This is a genomic window from Pseudarthrobacter sp. NPDC055928 (assembly GCF_042270935.1).
Taxonomy (GTDB): Bacteria; Actinomycetota; Actinomycetes; order Actinomycetales; family Micrococcaceae; genus Arthrobacter.
In genome coordinates this window covers 183,381-201,457 of record NZ_JBHJZH010000003.1, presented here as the reverse complement: position 1 = coordinate 201,457, position 18,077 = coordinate 183,381, and the positions used below count along the sequence as shown (strand labels likewise).

The window sequence follows — 18,077 nt, the reverse complement described above, 5'->3', positions numbered from 1 at the left end:
GCCATGGCAACGACTACCCGCGCCGAGCGCGTCAGCGGGGCGTTCGTAAAACTTACGGACACCTTGGTTGCGGACTACGACGTCCTGGACCTGCTCCACACCCTCGTTGAGGAATCCGTGGGGCTCCTCGACGTTGCTGCCGCGGGCCTGGTGCTGGCCGACCCCAGCGGAGAACTCCAGGTCTTGGCGTCCACCAGCGAGCAAAGCCAGCTTGTGGAAGTCCTGCAGCTCCGGGCCGGCTCGGGACCGTGCGTCGAATGCTACTCCACCGGACGTCCCGTGGTGGTGGAGGACATCGGCGCACTGGAGCGCTGGGAGGACTTCAAGGCTGCGGCACTGTCCCAAGGCTTCCGTTCGGTCCACGCGGTGCCCATGCGGATCCATGACCGGACCATCGGCGCCATGGGACTCTTCGGGGCCAACCCCGGTCCGCTGACGGCGGAGGATGCTGCCATCGGCCAAGCCCTGGCAGACGTAGCCACAATCAGCCTTCTGCAGGAGCGCACCATCAGGGAAGCTTCCCTGGTCAACGAGCAGCTGCAGCGTGCGCTGAACAGCCGCGTGTTGATTGAACAGGCAAAAGGCGTCATCGCCCACACTGCGGGAGTCGATATGGAAGAGGCCTTCAACCGGCTGCGCAATCACGCGCGCGCTCATAATGAAGGCCTCCATGTGACCGCCGGCCGGATCGTGGACCGCAGCCTTAACCTCTAAAGCCGCACTGACACCCGGCCGACACGCGGCCCAGGTGTCAGGCGGGAAGTTCCCGGTTGACCATCAGCTGTTCCAGCAGGGCCTGCTCGGGTTCTCCCGGATGCCGCGCCACGCAGCGGCGGAGCCGTGCCCGCGCCATCTCTTCCCCGGGGGACTTTCCGCAGAGCACTTCATCGATAATTTCCTGCGCCTGCCATCGAAGCGACTCGATCGCAAACCGCCGGATCTCGGCTGGATTGAAGTCCTCATCCAACCAATGTTCAGGATCCGCGGGCACGCTTTGGAACATCCGCTCTGCTGACATAGGGGCCTCCTTGCACCAGACCGGCTGGGCCGAAAACGGTCCAATCGGCGTCGAAAGCACTGCGCGTAGGGGAAACATTACCGCGAGGAAGACCGGTCTGTCTCTACCTGGCGTAAACTGGTTCGTACAATGACTTCAGCCCCAGAGACTGGACCGTCCCCCGTGCAGACGCAGGTGGGGGCGGCAGTTGGCCATGCCGATGCAGTGGGCCGGATACTGGCTGTCGCTTACGAACTTTTCTCCCGCCGTGGTGTCCGGGACGTCGGCGTTAACGAACTCATCGAACGGTCCGGCGTTGCCAAGGCAACCTTCTACCGGCACTTTCCTTCCAAGGACGCCCTGGTGCTGGCCTTCCTGGAACAACGCGACCGCCAGTGGACCGTGGACGCCATTGTCTCCGAAGCCCGGCGCCGCGGGAACACGCCCACTGAGCAGCTGCTGGCCATCTTCGACGTCTTCGGCGACTGGTTCCTGCGCGAGGACTTCGAGGCCTGCTCGTTCATCAACATCCTGCTGGAGATGGGGCCGGCGCACCCCCTTGGCCAGGCGAGCATCGACTACCTGGCCAGGATCCGCAGCCACGTCCAGGCCCTTGCGGAGGAAGCGGGGCTGGCCCGAACCGAAGATTTCGCCAGGTCCTGGCACATCCTGATGAAGGGGTCCATCATCTCGGCCACAGAGGGTGACATGCAGGCGAACAAGCGTGCCCAGCAGATGGCTGCCTGGCTGATAGAACACCACCGCAGCTAGGCAGCCAACCAGTCGCGGAACTTATAGTTAAGGCCCCGGTTTCCCGGGGCCTTAACTATAAGAACGCGCCGTACGGCGGGGGCACTGGCGCCGCCTAGGGGCTAGCGCTTGACGGCGTCCAGCTTGAGCATCTTGGCGATAACGCTGTCCAGCTCGGAGTCGTCGAAGATCTTCTTCCAGTCGTCCTTGATGATGGTGTCCTTGCCGTACTGGATGGCGATTTCGCAGGCTTCGGAGAACGGGTTGGAGCCGCGCAGGGCGTTGGTGAGGGCAATCTGCACGTGACCGAACAGCATGGCCTTCGCCGCTGCCTCGGGAACACCGGCGGTGTGCACGGTCTCGTGCAGCGCCTCGTTGAGCAGGGTCCCGATCATGCAGGCGACGGTCTCCACGAGGGTGGGTTCGAGGATGGCGAGCTGCTTGACGGTGACCCAATGGACGTCGATGACGGGTGCGTAGATGATGCGGATGGTGGCCTCGGCTGCCGCCTTGGTCTCCTCCGGTGCGTTCTCGTCGATCGCGGCCACCACGTTCTGCGGGGCGCCCTCGCCGCCGAAGGTGTCGGCCCATTCTTCCTTGGTGGTGCGCTCGAGGAACACGGACGGGTGGCACGGGTGAGCCACTGCCTGGACGACGTCGTCGCGCTTTGCCAGCAGGCCGGCGTAGGCGGCGGCGGGGTCCAGGGTGAGCAGGATTGCGCCGGCCTTCATCTGGGGGACTACGCCCTGGGAGACGACGCCGAGGACGGTGTCCGGGACGGCGAGGATGACCACGTCGGCGCCCTTGACGGCGTCGTCAGTGGACGTGATTTCGCGGCCTTCTGCCTGGATGCGTTCCTGGCCTGCGGGGGAGTTCTCGCTGTAGAAGACGGTGTGGTCGCTCTTTTGGAGGTTACGGGAAACGCGCATTCCCATTTTGCCACCGGCTCCGATGACGGCGACGGTCAATTTTTCTGCTGACATTTCACTTGCTCCTTAGGAATTCGATGCTTTGTTGGGTCCACTGGTTTTCGAGGCGGATAGTGTCCGCCTCGGAGTCCTGCCACGGCAGCCAGTGTTCGACGATCTGGTTGATATTTCTTTGGTGGGGCATGAACTTGCTGACCATGTAGTCGTAGTCGAGCAGGCCTTCGCCGAGCGGTGCGCCGGCATAGGTGAATCCGACCCACCCGTCTTTGCGGCTGAACGCGAAGTCCTTGACATGCATGTTCAGGACATAAGGCGCGACGGCGTCAATCACCTCGCGAGGCATCTCCAGCGCCGCGACCGTGTTGGCCGGGTCGGCGCAGATGCCAAGGTACGGGCTGCCCACTCCGCGGATCACGTCCAGGATCCGATTGGTGGGGACCTGCTCGTAGGTTTCCACTGCGATCTTCACCCCGGCGCCCTCGAACTCGGGCAGGACCTCCTTGAAGATCGCCACCGCTTCCTCCGCCGTCGGGGTGTGGCCCGGGACGTTGAACATGGTCCGCAGCAGGGGCGAGCCCAGGATGCCGGCGATGCGCAGGAACTTCCTCAGGTGCTCCGGGCGGATGCCCTTGGTGCCGAGCTCAAGGGAAATGCCCAGCCGGTCCGCGGTGGCCCGGACGGCCTCCAGCTCGGAATCCGGCATCGCTTCGAGTGGGGCGAAGTCGCAGATTTGGAACAGTTCCACCCCGAGCGCGGCGGTCCGTTCCAGCGCCTGATGGATACTGAGCGGTTGGGAGACCTTGTCCGAGAGCTGCCAGAAGAAGGCGTAGCTGCTCAATCCAATTCTTGAACCCTGCCCGATCCGTGAGCCGGTGCCGAGGCTGGTCATACGGTCACCTCCGCAGCGGTCATCCTTGCAGCCGTCTCATCCAGGATGGTTTTCAGCGCTTTCGGGTCGTGTGCGAAGCGGCCCAGGAACAGGCCGGCGACGGCGGGGGCCAGCTTGGTGATCAGGCCTGGTCCGGCGCTTCCGCCATAAATGACGCGGCTGTCCGTCTGGCCGGGCAGGCTGCGCAGGTGCGCGTCCAGCCCGGTGATGACCGCGCTGATGTAATCCGGTGTTGCCGGTTCCGGGGCGCCGATGGCCCACTGCGGCTCGTAGGCCACGATGGTCCGGCTGGCCGGTCCCAGGGACTGCGCGCGGTGGAGGGCGGCGTCGATTTCCGCGGAGCAGCGGGTGACGGCTTCTTCCACGGATCCCTGTTGCAGTTCTCCGACGCACAGGATCGGGGTGAGGCCATTGCGGTAGGCGGCGGCCGTTTTCAGTCCGATGACTGTGTCATCCTCGCCGAAGATCCGGCGGCGTTCGGCGTGGCCCACTTCGGCATAGCGTCCGCCGAGCTCGGCTACGGTCTTGCCGCCGACTTCACCGGTGAACGCGCCTTCGTCTTCCCAGAAGATGTCCTGGGCGCCCGCGGCGGCTCCCGCCGGTCCCAGGATGCGGGCAGCTTCGGGCAGAACCGGGAGCGTAGGCAGGACGAACAGCTCGATGTCGCCGGCCTGGACCGCCGGGTGCGCGAACGCGATGGCGGCCACGTCGCGGCAGTAGTCCACCGAGCGCTGGTAGCCGAAGTACATCTTCAGGCTGACGCCGATGATGGCCTTCGGTTTTATCGGGGTATTAGCAGGAAGTGACACCCTCATAGTCCTTAATCAGGGTGACTTTCCCGGCCGAGGCCGAGGTTTCGTCAAAGGTGTAGGTGAGCCATTCCTTGGCGAGCCGGCGGGCGAGCTCCAGGCCAACAACGCGCTGGCCGAAGGTGAGGACCTGGACGTTGTTGCTCAGGATGGAACGTTCAACCGAGTAGCTGTCGTGTGCCGTGACGGCGCGGATGCCGGGGACCTTGTTCGCGGCGATAGCCACACCAAGGCCGGTGCCGCAGACCAGCAGGGCGCGGTCGGCCTTGCCGGCGGCGATGAGCTCGGCGGCGGCGATGGCCACGGACGGGTAGGGGGTGTGGCTGGTGGCGTCCACCCCAACATCGGTGACGGATTCGACCAGCTCGGAGGCCTCCAAATCAGCCTTCAGGGCTTCCTTGTACTCGAAACCGGCGTCGTCGGCCCCAACAATCAGGCGCAGTTTGGCGCTCATGCTTTCTCCTTAATGGTTGTCCGCTCGATGAGCGTGTTGTGGATGGCCCGAATGATCAGTGCCATGGATACGGCACCCGCGTCCGGCGTGCCGAGGCTCTTCTCGGCGTGCGGGCGGGCGCGGCCCATAAGGGGCAGCAGCTGGGCGGTGTCCTCGGCGGCCTGCTCCGCGGTCACTGCGGCAGCGGCCCAGGCGTCGGTGAGGGATTTACCCGCACCGACGCCGGACGCCAGCGCGTCACGGAAGGGGACCAAGACGTCCACGAGGGTTTTGTCGCCGGGTTTGGCTTTGCCGAAGTCCATGATCGCGGCCGCGGCTCCTGCGACACCGGCGGCGACAGCACCGGCGTCGGGCGCTTTGCTGTCTCCCACGGCGTCCCCAACGGCGCGCAGGGCCATGCCCCAGAGGGCGCCGGACGTGCCGCCGGCCTTGTCGGCCCAGGCATCCGCGGCAAAGTGAAGGGTAGTGGCGGCACCGGCGCCGCGGGCGACGGCGTCCGTTGCGGCTTCGACGGCGGCGCGGACGCCGCGTTCCATGCCGATGCCGTGGTCACCGTCGCCGGCGATCGCATCGATCCGGCCCAGTTCATCGGCGTTGGCATCCACGACGGCCTTCGCGGCGCCGAGGGCGGCGAGGACACGCGCGGCGCCGGCGCGGGATTCTTCCGTGGCGTCCGGGATGACCGCCTCGGCCTCGGCAAGTTCGCCGTCGCCGGCTTCCAGTGCTTCCGCGGTAACGGCGCCGCGGCGGAAGGCCGGGGCGTCGGCGGGGGCGTCCCAGAGGGCCTCGAGTTCGTCGTCGAGCCAGAAAAGGGTTAGGGACGTGCCGGCCATGTCGAAGCTGGTGACGAGTTCACCCACCTGCGGGTCGACCGCTTCCAGGCCGGCCTCGGCGAGGAGTTGTGCGACGCGGCGGTAGACGACGAAAAGCTCTTCGTACTTGACGCTGCCCAGGCCGTTCAGAATGGGGACCACGCGGGCACCTCTGGCGTCGAGCCCCTCCGGTACTTCGGTGAGGAGTTTGGCGACCAGCAGTTCGGCAAGCTCATCCGCCGTCGGAATGTCCGTTTCATCAATGCCGGGCTCGCCGTGGATGCCCATGCCCACGGCCATCCGGCCCTCCGGGACGGAGAACAAAGGATGGTCCGCGCCCGGCAGCGTGCAGCCGGTGAACGCGACGCCGAAGGAGCGCGTGCGGTCGTTGGCGCGTTCGGCGATTTCCATTGTTGCGTCCATGGAGTAACCGGCTTCCGCTGCAGCGGCGGCCACCTTGAAAACGGTCAGGTCCCCGGCGATGCCGCGGCGCTTGGTGCGCTCGGCGAGCGGGGCGGAGGAGACGTCGTCGGTGACGGCGATGCTGTGGCAGTCGATGCCTTCCGCCCGGAGGCGGTCCTGGGCCTGGTTGAAATGCAGGACGTCGCCGGCGTAGTTGCCGTAACCCAGCAGTACACCGCCGCCGTTGTTGGCGGCCTTGGCCACGTTGTAGACCTGCTGGGCGGAAGGGGAAGCAAAGAGGTTGCCCATCGCGGCGCCGTGGGCCAGGCCCTGGCCCACGAGCCCGGCGAACGCCGGGTAGTGTCCGGAGCCGCCGCCGATGACCAGCGCCACCGTGTCCGGGCTGCTCTTGGTGTTGCGGACCACGCCGCCGGAAACGCGCTTCACCCAGCGTCCGTGGGAGGCGACAAAGCCCTCGATAATTTCGTCAGCGAAAGCTGAAGGTTCGTTGAACAGGCGGGTCATGGGAAAAGGCTCCTGGAGTTATTGCTCGCTCCGGTGGCTCGACCACCGGTTAGTCGGATTGGTTCGGGGGCGTCCGCGGGTAAAACGGACGCCCCCGCGTCTGGGTTACGGCTCGGAGTGGTGTCCGGCGCCCGCAGGATCCAGGGCCTCGGCGGGGATGCCCTCGCTGACCTTGCCGGAGCGGCTGAGTGCCACCATGAGGATCGAGGAGAGGAGCATAAAGCCGCCCACGACGAACATCGGCACCGTGTAGCCTCCCGTTAGGTCCTTCAGCCAGCCGGTGACGTAGCCCGCGCTGAAGCCCGCCAGGTTGCCGATGGTGTTGATCAGGGCGATCCCTGCGGCGGCTGCTGCGCCGGTGAGGAACTGGGTGGGCACGGTCCAGAAGTTGGGCAGGGCCGCGAAGATGGACATGGCCGTGATGGTGATGACAGCGATGGTGGCCGCCGGTGAACCTGCGAACAGGGCCAGCGGGATGCTGAGGCCGCCGATGAGGGCGGGAAGTGCAATGTGCCAGGTCTTGACGCCGCGCTTGGTGGCGTCCTTGGACCAGAAGTACAGGGCGAACGCTGCCGGCAGGTACGGGATGGCCGTGATCAGGCCCTTCTGCAGGACATCGAACTTGGTGCCGTAGATGCCTTCGAAGCCCGCGATGATGGTGGGGAGGAAGAAGCCGAGGGCGTAGAGGCCGTAGATGAAGCCGAAGTAGATGGCGGAGAGCATCCAGACGCGGCCGTTGCCGAAGACGGTGCGGACGCTGACGTGCTTGTTGCTGGCCGCGGTTTCCTTCTTTTCCTTCTCCAGTGCGCCGGTCAGCCAGGTCTTCTCCTCCTGCGTCAGCCACTTGGCCTTTGCGGGGGAGTCAGCCAGGTAGAACCAGGCCACGATGCCGACGATGATTGCCGGGACTGCGACGCCGAAGAACATGACACGCCAGCCCTCAAGGCCGAAGAGGCCGTGCTGCTGGATGAGGAGGCCGGCCAGCGGGGCGCCGATCACTGTGGTCAGCGGCTGGGCCAAGTAGAACAGGGCAAGGATCTTGCTGCGGTGCCGTGACGGGACCCAGAGGCTCAGAAAGAGGATGGCGCCGGGGAAGAACCCGGCCTCGGCCACGCCGAGGATGAAGCGGAGGACGTAGAGCTGTTCCACGTTGCCCACCCAGGTGAACAACAGGGAAACGATGCCCCAGCTGACCATGATGCGGGCCAGCCAGCGGCGGGCGCCGAACTTGTGCAGGGCCAGGTTGCTGGGAACTTCCAGCAGGATGTAGCCGATAAAGAAGACGCCGGACGCAAAGCCAAACTGTGCTGCAGACAGGGCCAGGTCTGTGTTCATGCCGTTGGGGCCGGCGAACGAGATGGCCGTTCGGTCGAGGTAGTTGATGAAGAACATCAGGGCGACGAACGGCACGAGCCGGATCGCCACTTTCCTGATTGCGGATTTTTCGACCACCGATTGTGTGGTGTCCACGTTGACTCCTAGATGTTAATGTTCCCGGCAGCGTCCGTCTCTGGAGGCTTGGGGGGCTGTTTCATCGCCGGAGGGCAGGGGGGACCGGACCGGCGGCTAAAGCATGTGTGACTTCAACGATAAGAGCGAAACGTAAATTGGTCAACCGGTTGACGTGTTGTTTTTTTGGAAGTCCAGGGTTGGCGGCCGGGGCAGGGGCCGGTTGTTACGCTTGGGATATGTCCATAAACTCCGCCGCATCGACGGCCAAGATCAGCGCAGCGCTCGGTTCCGTGGGCCAGGGCTCCGTTGTCTCTGAAGTCGCAGAGCGCCTGCTCGCGTATTTCACCAGTGGTGATATCGCCGTCGGTACGCGCCTCCCCGCGGAGCGCCAGTTGGCCGCCTCCCTGGGTGTTGGCCGGTCCGCCGTGCGCGAGGCGCTTGCTGCCCTGGAGATCCTGGGGATTGTGATTGTCCGCCCCGGGTCAGGCACCTACCTTCGCGACGGCATCTCCGAACTCCTGCCGCGCACGTTGAGCTGGGGCCTGATGCTCGGCGCGCCCCGGACCCGTGAACTGGTGGAATTGCGCAGTGGCCTGGAGGTCCAGGCAGCGCAGCTCGCCGCCGACCGGATCACCGATGAGGCCCTTGAGCGCATGCGGGGAAACCTGGCCACCATGGCCGAAACGCTCAATGACCTGGCGGCCTTTGTGGAAGCCGATGCCGCATTCCACCGTGAAATCGCCGAAAGCTCCGGAAACCAGGTTCTCAAGGAGCTGCTCCAAAGCATTCGCTCCCTGCTGCGCATCTGGGTGGACCGCGCGCTGACGGACGAAGGCCATGCTGCGGCCGCACTCAAGGAGCACACCGAGATATTCACCGCCCTTGAAGCCCGCGACTCCGAGGCGGTCACCAAGACCATGCGCTCGCACATGCAAACCGCGTCCCGCCGGCTGCTCGCCGGTTTTGACGCCTCGCAGTAGCTTTCCGGCTGACCCCTTTCGGGCCCTCTGCGTCGTCCAGCTATTGGTCAACCGGTTGACTTGTATGCAGCGATAATTCCATAATCGGATATGGCCTGCCTCACAGGCCCTCTTAAGTTTGCTTTAGCGACGCCGGGCCGCCGGGCCACAGCAGCCCCGGGCCAGGCAGAGAGCAGTGACGTGTCTTCCCAGCCCTTGACCGGTCCGCCGGAACTGTCCCCCTCCGTCCAGGCCAGGCTGGCACCCCCCGTGCGGTTGCTCTCCGCCGGACCGTGGACTGCCCGGCCTGTGGGCGACGAACTCGCACACGTCAGCTACGCGGGCCGGGAGGTCCTGCGGGCCGTCAAAGCCGTAGTCCGGGACCACAATTGGCGGACTCCGAAGCCCTCGGTTCGAAACGTCGAAATCAAGCAGGACGACGACGGCCTGCAGGTACGCTGGGCCGTAGCCTTTGCCGGATACGGCGTGGAGTATGACGGCCAACTGACGGCCGAATTCACTCCCACGACCGTGGAAATTTCCTTTGAAGGTGCCGCTGTGCACGCCTTCCGCAGCAACCGGATCGGCCTAGTGGTGCTTCATTCTCCGGCTGAGACCGGCCGGGAAATCACCGTGGAACACCCCGACGGCGGCAGCACAGCCGCGCAGTTTCCTCACGACATCAGCCCGCACCAGCCCTTTACGGACATCGCGGCACTGGAGTGGGCCGATGCCGGCACCGCCTTCCGTCTTTCGTTCACCGGTGACGTCTTTGAGACCGAGGACCAGCGGAACTGGACGGATGCGTCCTTCAAGACGTACAGCACGCCGCTGTCGCTTCCCTTCCCGGTGGCCGTCGCAGCCGGGGACACTGTTCGGCAGTCCGTCCTCCTCGAGACGGCCACGCTGGAGCCGCAGGAGGCCGTGGAGGCGGCCGCAGTGGCTGCCCGCGTTGCTTCCAGTTTGCCCACAGCGGTTTCCGCGCGGATTGGCGCTGAAGCCGGCCGGGTTCCGGCCTTGGCCGTGGGGGCTGGGTCGCAGCCCGGGGTGCTCCCGGAGATCCCCGGGCTCGACGCCCTTGTGGTTGAACTTGTCGACGAAGAAAATGACGCCGACCGATCACTCTGGGCAGACCGGTTGGAGGCCGCGGCGGCCGCCGCCTCCATCCACGGAGCCGGACTGGACATCCGGGCAGTGACCGCGGACCCGGTTGGCGCCGTCGCAGACCTCGCACCCTATCTGCCGCAAGCCAAGCGGCTCGCGGTGTTCCATCCCGACACCCACATCACTGAGCCGGACAGCTGGCCGGCACTCAAGGAATCGGCACACGCCGCAGGGTTCGGCGGAAGCCTCCTGGCCGGAACCCGGGCGCACTTCACGGAACTGAACCGCGAAAGCAGCCGCACGCCGTCGGACTCCGACGCCCTCACGTTCAGCATTACGCCGCAGATGCACAGTACCGAGGCCGCACACGTCATCGACAGCGTGCCCATGCAGCGGCTCGTAGCCCAGAACGCGCTGCGCCTGGGCGGCGGAAGGCCGGTCCACGTTGGTCCAGTGACGCTGCTGCCGCGGTTCAACGCCGTGGCCACGTCCGGTACCGAATCGGAGGCGGAAGCCGATGAACTGCAGGGCGAGCCGTTCACCGCCGCATGGACGCTGGCGAGTATCAATGCGCTGACCATGGACGGGGTAGCCTCCGTCAGTTACTTCGAGGCATCCGGCCCAACGGGCATTAGCGGCGCCGATGGCCAGCTGAATCCGGCCGGTGAACTACTGAAGGAGCTCGCCGGGCTCCGGGACTCCGTGGTGTTGTCGGTCGACGCCGATGCGGGGCCGGTGACGCTGTACCCTGTGCGGTCGCGGGCAGGCCTGGTCATTTTTGCCGGAAACCTCTCCGGTTCCCCGGTTACCGTGGACGTCCGGCTTCCGGACGGTGTCAGTGCGAGCGGCGCCGTGTGCGCCGCTTTCGGGCAGGAGACCCCCGCTGTCATCCGCTTCAGTACAAATAACGACGGCGACCCCGCAGCCGGGCGGCTGACGCTCGGACCATGGTCTGCCGGCGTCGTCCACTTTCCGGAAAGCAATTTTCCGGCTCCGGGCTGATGCGCCCCCATTCTTTGCTGCCGCCTTCCGACGGCCGCGCCCCCTATGTGAAAGGAGACCCCATGGGTCTGCGTCTTGAAGGAAAAACTGCCCTTGTCACGGGGGCTGGCTCGGGGATTGGCCTGGCCGTTGCCCAGCGCTTCGTCGCCGAAGGGGCCACGGTCTACTTCGCCGACATCAACGTGGAGGCTGCGGAAAAGTTAGCCGCGGCCACCGGGGCTTCACGCGCGCGCGCCCTCCGGATGGACATCTCGGACGAAGAGGGCGTGATAGCTGCCTACGCCGAGGTTGCAGCGGCCGGGCAGCTTGATGTGGTGGTGGCGAACGCCGGTGTGCAGTTGTTCGGCCAGGACGCGAAGGTGGGGGACCTGGACCTGGCCGTCTGGGAGAAGACTGTCACCATCAACCAGCGGGGCGCGTTCCTCACGCTCAAACATGCCGTCCGGGCCATGGAAGGGCGCGGCGGCTCCATCATCTGCACGGGCAGCCCCACCGCCGTGGTGGCCTGCGGCCAGACATTCACCGCCTACACGAGCTCTAAGGCCGGGGTCCATGGCCTGGCGAGGGTAGTGGCCGCCGACTACGCGCACGCCGGCATCCGCGTCAATATCGTGGTCCCCGGTTACACCGAAACACCGCTGGTCCAGGCCATTGCCGAGGACCCCGTCAGCCGCGCCGGCCTGGTGAATTCCACCATGCTGGGCCGTCCCGGGACGGCAGCGGACGTGGAGGGCATTATGGTCTTCCTCGCCAGCGACGACTCCGCCTACGCCACCGGCGGGATCTTCACCGTGGACGGAGGCCTCACGGCGCTGTAGGGCTGCGCTGACCTGCTGTTGCCCGCTAGTAGTGCCCGGCTAAAACTTCTCCGTGGTGACGGCCTCCAGGAACGCCACCACCTCGGCCGGCATGTCCACGGAGTCGTTGTCCAGCAGCCACTGCACCTGCAGGCCGTCCATGAGTGCCACAAGCTGGCGTGCAGCGGTGGAGGGAGCGATGCCCGAACGCAGCTGGCCTTGCCTTGCCAGCTCGTCGAAGGCTTCTGTCATGGTGCCGCGGACCCAGGTGTAGCGCCGTTGGAAGTACTCGTGGGCCGGATGGTCGGGATCGGTGGCTTCAGCCGACAGGACGCAGTACAGGGCGACAAGGCCGGGAATCGTGGTGTTGTAGCGTGTGAGCTCCACGAGGCCGCGTAGCATCTCGATCCCCTGGGCAGTCAATGCGCCCGTCCGGGTGATGGATTCCTCGTCCCTCAGCGTGAGGACAGCTTCCAGCAGGGCTTCTTTGCTGGGGAAGTGGTGCAGCAGCCCAGCCTGGCTGAGGCCCACTTTGTCGGCCACATCCTTCAGCGATCCCGCGCGGTAGCCCGACGTCGAAAACACCTCGAAGGCGGCCGTGAGGATCTCCTGGCGACGGGCTTCGGTCTTGGCATAGCTACCCCGTGGCCGGCCCCGACGAGGTGCCTCGGCGACCGCAGTGGCAGGGGTGTCAGTCATCACATAACCCTAACAAGGTAGTTTTCAGGGGCGGAAAGCCAATTGGTCAACCGCTGTGGGTCGCGTCACATTACGGACGATTCAGCTTTTCAAAATAAAAACCTAGTACCCACTAGGTTTTCATGTTACGGTCTTTCCCAATGGCCGTCCATGGTGGACGCCACTGACCGTGAAAGGGACCAAAGATGTTCCGATCCAAGCGAATGGCCGCTCTTGTCGCCGCCGTTGCCCTAGGCCTCACCGGCTGCTCTGCCGGTGGAGACGCCTCCGGAGAACAGTCCTCCGAAACCCTCACCCTCGGCACGCTTCTGGCGCCGAAGACGTTTGCAGCAGACCAATCCGAGTTCGCCAACCTGTCGCCGTTCTACCAGGCCGTCTACGACACCCTCATCCGCATGGAGCCGGACGGCACGCTGGTGCCCATGCTGGCCACCGAGTGGAAGTACAACGAGGCCAAGACCGTCCTCACCCTGAAACTTCGCGACGACGTGAAGTTCACCGACGGCACTCCGTTCAACGCCGACGCCGCCAAGCAGAACCTCGAGCGCTTCAAGGCCGGCACATCACCGGACGCGCAGTTCCTCGCGGCCCTGCAGACCGCCACCGCAGTGGATGCCACCACCCTGGAACTGACTTTGTCGGCTCCGGACCCGGCGTTCCTGAACTACCTGTCCAAGGACGCGTCGTTCATGCAGAGCCCGGCTTCCTTCGGCAACGCCGACATCGCCACCAACCCAGTCGGCTCCGGACCGTACATCCTGGACACCGCCGCCACCGTCACCGGCACGTCCTACACCTACAAAACCAACCCGGACTACTGGGACAAGGATCTGGTCCACTACGACAACCTGGTCCTGAACGTCTACGGCGACCAGACCTCGCTGCTGAACGCCATCAAGTCCGGCACGCTCAACGCCGCCAACACCATTGACAACAACACGCTCACCGAAATCGAAGCAGCCGGCTACAAGGTCAACCCGCTCCAGTTGAACTGGTCCGGCCTGCTGATCTTCGACCGCGCCGGCACCACCAACCCGGCCCTGGCAGACGTCCGCGTCCGCCAGGCGCTGAACTACGCGTTCGACTCCAAGGCGATGCTGGAATCCATCGGCCAGGGCCATGGCGAGCTGACCACGCAAGTGTTCCCGCCGTCGTCGGACGCCTATGACGAGTCCCTGGACTCCCGCTACAGCTACGACCCCGCGAAGGCCAAGGCGCTGCTGGCCGAGGCCGGTTACGCCAGCGGGCTCACGCTGGAACTGCCCTCCTCCACCCTCCTGGGCAACACCATCCCGGCGCTGATCACCCAGCAGCTCAAGGACGTGGGCATCACGGCCCAGTTCACCGATGTGGGCAACAACTTCATCGCTGACCTCCTGGCGCCCAAGTTCGGCGTGAGCTACATGATCCTCGAGCAGCAGTCCGACTGGCAGCTGATCAACATGAAGCTCACTCCCAACGCACCCTGGAACCCCTACAACTACCAGGACCCGAAGGTGGATGAACTGGTCAACAAGATCCACCTGGGTTCCGAGGATGAGCAGAAGTCCGCAGCGAAGGAACTGAACAAGTACATCGTGGAGCAGGCCTGGTTTGCCCCGTGGTACCGCCCGCAGTCCAGCTTCGTGACCGACGCAAAGACCAACGTCGAGGTCCAGACGGGTAACGCGTACCCGTTCCTCTGGTCCTTCACCCCCGCCTCCTAGCGGACAGCTGCCGCGCCGGGCCGCACTTGAACAGTGCGGTCCGGTCCGGCAGCCTCAGGAACCTTCCCTAAGGATTTTCGAATGTACCGATTCGTGCTGCGGCGCCTGTTTTCCGGTGTCCTCCTGCTGTTCGTCATCACCACTGTCGCCTACCTGCTCCTCTACGCAGGCGGCGGTGACATCGCCCGCCGCATCGTGGGTCCCACGGCCAGCGATGCCCAGGTTGCGCTGAAGGCCAGCCAGCTGGGCCTGGACCGGCCGCTTCTGGTCCAGTACTGGGACTGGCTCACCAGCGCACTGACCGGCGACCTTGGCCGATCCTGGTTCAACGGCCAACTCGTTACGGCCGGTGTCAGCAGCCGGGTCTCCGTCACCATCTCCCTGGTCCTGGGCGCCACCATCATCGCCGCCGTTGTCTCGATCGTTGTGGCCGTCTGGGCAGCCGTCCGCCGCGGTTGGGTTGACCGGGTGGTCCAGTTTGTGGGCGTCCTGGGCTTCGCCATCCCCGGCTTCCTCATCGCCCTGGGGCTGGTGTCCCTGTTCGCCCTGAACCTCAAGTGGTTCAAGGCCACCGGTTATGTCCCGATTACGACGTCGTTCGGCGGCTGGGCGGCCACCGTCACCTTGCCGATCATCGCCCTTTCCATCGGCTGCATCGCCGCCGTGGTCCAGCAAGTCCGCGGCTCGCTGATCGATGCCCTCCGCCAGGATTACGTCCGGACCCTGCGGGCCCGCGGCCTGTCCTTCAACCGCGTGGTCTACAAGCATGTGCTGCGCAACGCCGGCGGCCCTGCCCTGGCTGTGCTCGCCGTGCAGTTCATCGGGCTGCTGGGCGGCGCCGTCATTGTGGAACAGATCTTCGCGCTGCCCGGCCTCGGGCAGATCACCGTCGCCGCAACCGGCCAGGGCGACATTCCGGTGGTGATGGGGGTCGTCGTCGCTACGGCCGCCATCGTGGTCACCGTCAACCTCATCATCGACCTCGCCCAGGGCTGGCTCAATCCGAAAGTTCGGCTGTCATGATCGAAACACCCCTCGCACTGCCCACCACGGCAGCCAAGGTTTCCCTTTTCCGCAGGCTCCTGACCCACCCCACGGGCGCGGCATCGCTGCTGATCCTGGTCCTGGTTGCCCTTGCCTCGGCCCTGGCGCCGCTGCTGGCAACCCACGACCCCAACACCGCAAACCTGAAGGACGTGCTGGCCAAAGCAGGGTCCGAACACCTCCTGGGTGCCGACAGCGCGGGCCGGGACGTTTTCAGCCGCCTGCTCTTCGCCGGCCAGTTCAGCCTCGCCGGCGCGCTGGTGGCCCTCGTTGTGGCAATGGTCCTCGGCGTCACCGCCGGCCTGATCGCCGGCTACTACGGCGGCTGGTTCGACGCCGTCTCCTCCTGGCTCACCGGCCTGATGATGGCCCTGCCGGGCATGGTGGTGCTGCTGGCAGCCCGGGCCGTGCTGGGCCCGTCCATGTGGCTGTCCATGATGATCTTCGGCGTGATGCTCTCGCCGGCATTCTTCCGGCTGGTCTACGCCTCCGTCACCGCTGTCCGCAACGAGCTGTACGTGGATGCGGCACGCGTTTCCGGCCTCAGTGACTTCCGGATCATCGCCCGCCACATCCTCACCGTGGTCCGGGCCCCGGTCATCATCCAGTCGGCCATGGTCCTGGGCATCGCGATCGCCATCCAGGCCGGCCTTGAGTTCCTGGGCCTGGGCGACCTGAACATCCCCACCTGGGGCAGCATGCTCAACGATGGCTTCATCAACATCTTCAAATCTCCCACCCTCGTACTGTGGCCGGCACTGGTCATCGGACTCGTTTGCATCGCCCTGACGCTGCTCGCGAACGCCATGCGCGATGAACTCGAACGCAGCCGCGGGCCGGTCAAGAAGAGCCGCAAGGCCGCGGCAGCAGCCGCAGCAGCCGACGCTGAAGGTGCCGCCGAAAAGCGCGGTGCTGCCGCTGTCGTCCATCCCGATGAACCGACCGAAACAGCGGGTGAGCTGCTGCTGGAAGTCACCGACCTGGGCGTCGGCTACGACCAGCCCGACGGGTCCACCACGCACGTGGTGAACCATGTGGGCCTGACGGTCCGCCGCGGCGAAGTGCACGGCCTGGTGGGTGAATCAGGGTCCGGCAAGACCCAGACCGCATTCTCCATCCTCCGGCTCCTGCCGCAGGGCGGACGCATCACAGGCGGTTCGATCTTCTTCGAGGGCAAGGACCTGGCGCACCTCTCCGAGAAGGAGATGACCAAGGTCCGCGGGAAGCGCATCGCGTACATCCCGCAGGAACCCATGTCCAACCTGGACGCCGCCTTCACCATCGGCAGCCAGCTGACCGAACCCATGCGGGTGTGCTTGGGGCTTTCCAAGGCCGAAGCCCGCAAGCGCGCCCTGGCCCTGCTCGCCAAGGTGGGCATCCCGCATCCGGAGCGCACCTTCAACGCCTACCCGCACCAGATCTCAGGCGGCATGGCCCAGCGCGTCCTGATCGCCGGTGCGGTGTCCTGCGAACCGGATTTGCTGATCGCCGACGAACCCACCACCGCCCTGGATGTCACCGTCCAGGCCGAAGTCCTGAACCTGCTCCGCGAACTCCAGGACGAACTGAACATGGGCGTCATCCTGGTGACGCACAACTTCGGCGTGGTGGCCGACCTCTGCGACCGCGTTTCGGTCATGCAGACCGGCCGTGTGGTGGAAACCGGACCGGTCCGGGCCATCTTCAACAACGCCCAACACCCCTACACTCGGCAGCTGCTGGACGCGATCCTTGAGGACACCGCTCCCCGCGGGAAGTACGCCACGGTTGGCCCCAACCCCGCCGAAAAAGCGGCTGAGCCCAAGGAACTGAAAGGAGTGACGTCATGACCGAGACCCTGCTGGACGTCAAGGACGTTGTTGTCGAATACCCCCTCAAGGGTTTCCGGAAGGAACCGTTCAGGGCCCTCAAAGGCGTGTCCCTGGACATCCGGCCCGGCGAAACCGTGGGACTGGTGGGGGAGTCGGGCTCGGGCAAGACCACCCTGGGCCGCGCGGTCCTCGGGCTGGCCCCGGTCACCGGGGGCAGCATCAAGTACCGCGGCCAGGAGATCTCCAAGGCCAGCCGGGCCCAGCGCAAGGAACTCAGCCATGAGATCCAAGTGGTCTTCCAGGACCCCTATACGTCACTGAACCCGTCCATGACCATCGAGCAGATCCTCACCGAGCCGCTCACGGTCCGCAAAGTTGAGCGCCAGGCAGCCAACAAGCGCGTGGCCGAACTCCTGGACCAGGTCCGGCTGCCGCACGGCGCCGCGCACCGGCTCCCGCGGGAATTCTCCGGCGGCCAGCGCCAGCGCGTCGCGATCGCCCGGGCCCTTGCCCTGGACCCGAAGCTGATCGTCTGCGACGAACCCGTCTCCGCCCTGGATCTCTCCACCCAGGCCCGGGTCATGGAACTCTTTATCGAGATCCAGGAACGCACTGGCGTCGCCTACCTCTTTGTCTCCCACGACCTCGCGGTGGTCCGGCACCTCAGCCACCGCGTGGCCGTGATGTACCACGGCGAAATCGTGGAATGGGGCGACGGCGAGCAGGTTACCGGAGCGCCCGAACACCCCTACACCCAGCGGCTGTTCATGGCCGCGCCGATTCCCGATCCCGACCGGCAGGCCAAACACCGTGCTGACCGGCTCCGCCTCCTGGAACTCCAGCACCAGCAGGACCTCCAGGCCGGCGTCGCCTGACCCGAGGCCGACCGGCCCTTAACAGCACAATCACACGTCCTCCGCAGGAACAGCCAAGAAA

Annotated in this window: 17 protein-coding genes; 9 read left to right on the top strand and 8 right to left on the bottom strand. The window is 65.5% G+C overall.

What is annotated here, in order from left to right:
- Positions 1-3 precede the first annotated feature (3 nt).
- A complete protein-coding gene (locus ACFC25_RS06150) occupies positions 4-714 on the top strand; it encodes a GAF and ANTAR domain-containing protein (RefSeq protein ID WP_376044483.1) in 711 nt (236 codons plus the stop codon).
- 37 nt (positions 715-751) lie between these two features.
- Here ACFC25_RS06150 and ACFC25_RS06145 read toward each other — a convergent pair whose 3' ends face one another.
- A complete protein-coding gene (locus ACFC25_RS06145) occupies positions 752-1,018 on the bottom strand; it encodes a hypothetical protein (RefSeq protein ID WP_337345439.1) in 267 nt (88 codons plus the stop codon).
- A 129-nt stretch (positions 1,019-1,147) separates the two neighbouring features.
- Here ACFC25_RS06145 and ACFC25_RS06140 point away from each other — a divergent pair, with 129 nt between their 5' ends.
- Positions 1,148-1,768, top strand: coding sequence for a TetR/AcrR family transcriptional regulator (locus ACFC25_RS06140; protein WP_376044482.1), 621 nt, complete (start codon positions 1,148-1,150; stop codon positions 1,766-1,768).
- 101 nt (positions 1,769-1,869) lie between these two features.
- Here ACFC25_RS06140 and ACFC25_RS06135 read toward each other — a convergent pair whose 3' ends face one another.
- The 6 genes from ACFC25_RS06135 to ACFC25_RS06110 all read right to left on the bottom strand — a co-directional run bounded on the left by ACFC25_RS06135 (position 1,870) and on the right by ACFC25_RS06110 (position 8,037).
- Entirely contained in the window at positions 1,870-2,730 is an 861-nt protein-coding gene (locus ACFC25_RS06135) for a phosphogluconate dehydrogenase C-terminal domain-containing protein (RefSeq protein WP_376044481.1), read from the bottom strand.
- A 1-nt stretch (position 2,731) separates the two neighbouring features.
- Positions 2,732-3,565: a sugar phosphate isomerase/epimerase family protein gene (locus ACFC25_RS06130; RefSeq protein ID WP_376044480.1), complete on the bottom strand. Its 834-nt coding sequence runs from the start codon at positions 3,563-3,565 to the stop codon at positions 2,732-2,734.
- Positions 3,562-4,374 carry a triose-phosphate isomerase family protein gene (locus tag ACFC25_RS06125; RefSeq protein WP_376044479.1) on the bottom strand — a complete coding sequence of 271 codons (813 nt, stop codon included), beginning with the start codon at positions 4,372-4,374 and terminating at the stop codon, positions 3,562-3,564. The genes ACFC25_RS06130 and ACFC25_RS06125 overlap by 4 nt, the downstream gene beginning before the upstream one ends.
- On the bottom strand, positions 4,358-4,828 hold the full coding sequence (locus ACFC25_RS06120) for a ribose-5-phosphate isomerase (protein WP_337345444.1): 471 nt from the start codon (positions 4,826-4,828) through the stop codon (positions 4,358-4,360). The genes ACFC25_RS06125 and ACFC25_RS06120 overlap by 17 nt, the downstream gene beginning before the upstream one ends.
- Entirely contained in the window at positions 4,825-6,567 is a 1,743-nt protein-coding gene (locus ACFC25_RS06115; protein WP_376044478.1) for a dihydroxyacetone kinase family protein, read from the bottom strand. Before ACFC25_RS06115 ends, ACFC25_RS06120 begins: the two co-directional genes overlap by 4 nt.
- Before the next feature lie 105 nt (positions 6,568-6,672).
- Positions 6,673-8,037, bottom strand: coding sequence for an MFS transporter (locus tag ACFC25_RS06110; RefSeq protein ID WP_337345446.1), 1,365 nt, complete (start codon positions 8,035-8,037; stop codon positions 6,673-6,675).
- A 218-nt stretch (positions 8,038-8,255) separates the two neighbouring features.
- Here ACFC25_RS06110 and ACFC25_RS06105 point away from each other — a divergent pair, with 218 nt between their 5' ends.
- The 3 genes from ACFC25_RS06105 (at position 8,256) to ACFC25_RS06095 (ending at position 11,902) form a co-directional block, all read left to right on the top strand.
- On the top strand, positions 8,256-8,999 hold the full coding sequence (locus ACFC25_RS06105) for a FadR/GntR family transcriptional regulator (RefSeq protein ID WP_337345447.1): 744 nt from the start codon (positions 8,256-8,258) through the stop codon (positions 8,997-8,999).
- A 180-nt stretch (positions 9,000-9,179) separates the two neighbouring features.
- Positions 9,180-11,084 carry a hypothetical protein gene (locus ACFC25_RS06100; RefSeq protein ID WP_376044477.1) on the top strand — a complete coding sequence of 635 codons (1,905 nt, stop codon included), beginning with the start codon at positions 9,180-9,182 and terminating at the stop codon, positions 11,082-11,084.
- A 62-nt stretch (positions 11,085-11,146) separates the two neighbouring features.
- Positions 11,147-11,902: an SDR family NAD(P)-dependent oxidoreductase gene (locus tag ACFC25_RS06095; RefSeq protein WP_376044476.1), complete on the top strand. Its 756-nt coding sequence runs from the start codon at positions 11,147-11,149 to the stop codon at positions 11,900-11,902.
- 39 nt (positions 11,903-11,941) lie between these two features.
- On the opposite strand, the gene ACFC25_RS06090 is transcribed toward ACFC25_RS06095, so the two are convergent.
- Entirely contained in the window at positions 11,942-12,580 is a 639-nt protein-coding gene (locus ACFC25_RS06090) for a TetR/AcrR family transcriptional regulator (protein ID WP_337345450.1), read from the bottom strand.
- 185 nt (positions 12,581-12,765) lie between these two features.
- Here ACFC25_RS06090 and ACFC25_RS06085 point away from each other — a divergent pair, with 185 nt between their 5' ends.
- The 4 genes from ACFC25_RS06085 (at position 12,766) to ACFC25_RS06070 (ending at position 18,016) form a co-directional block, all read left to right on the top strand.
- On the top strand, positions 12,766-14,286 hold the full coding sequence (locus tag ACFC25_RS06085) for an ABC transporter substrate-binding protein (protein WP_376044475.1): 1,521 nt from the start codon (positions 12,766-12,768) through the stop codon (positions 14,284-14,286).
- 81 nt (positions 14,287-14,367) lie between these two features.
- Positions 14,368-15,309 (top strand): ABC transporter permease, encoded by a 942-nt coding sequence (locus tag ACFC25_RS06080; protein WP_337345452.1) that lies wholly within the window; start codon positions 14,368-14,370, stop codon positions 15,307-15,309.
- Positions 15,306-17,159: a dipeptide/oligopeptide/nickel ABC transporter permease/ATP-binding protein gene (locus tag ACFC25_RS06075; RefSeq protein WP_376044474.1), complete on the top strand. Its 1,854-nt coding sequence runs from the start codon at positions 15,306-15,308 to the stop codon at positions 17,157-17,159. The genes ACFC25_RS06080 and ACFC25_RS06075 overlap by 4 nt, the downstream gene beginning before the upstream one ends.
- Positions 17,156-18,016, top strand: coding sequence for an ATP-binding cassette domain-containing protein (locus ACFC25_RS06070; protein WP_376044473.1), 861 nt, complete (start codon positions 17,156-17,158; stop codon positions 18,014-18,016). Before ACFC25_RS06075 ends, ACFC25_RS06070 begins: the two co-directional genes overlap by 4 nt.
- The last annotated feature ends 61 nt before the right edge of the window (positions 18,017-18,077 follow it).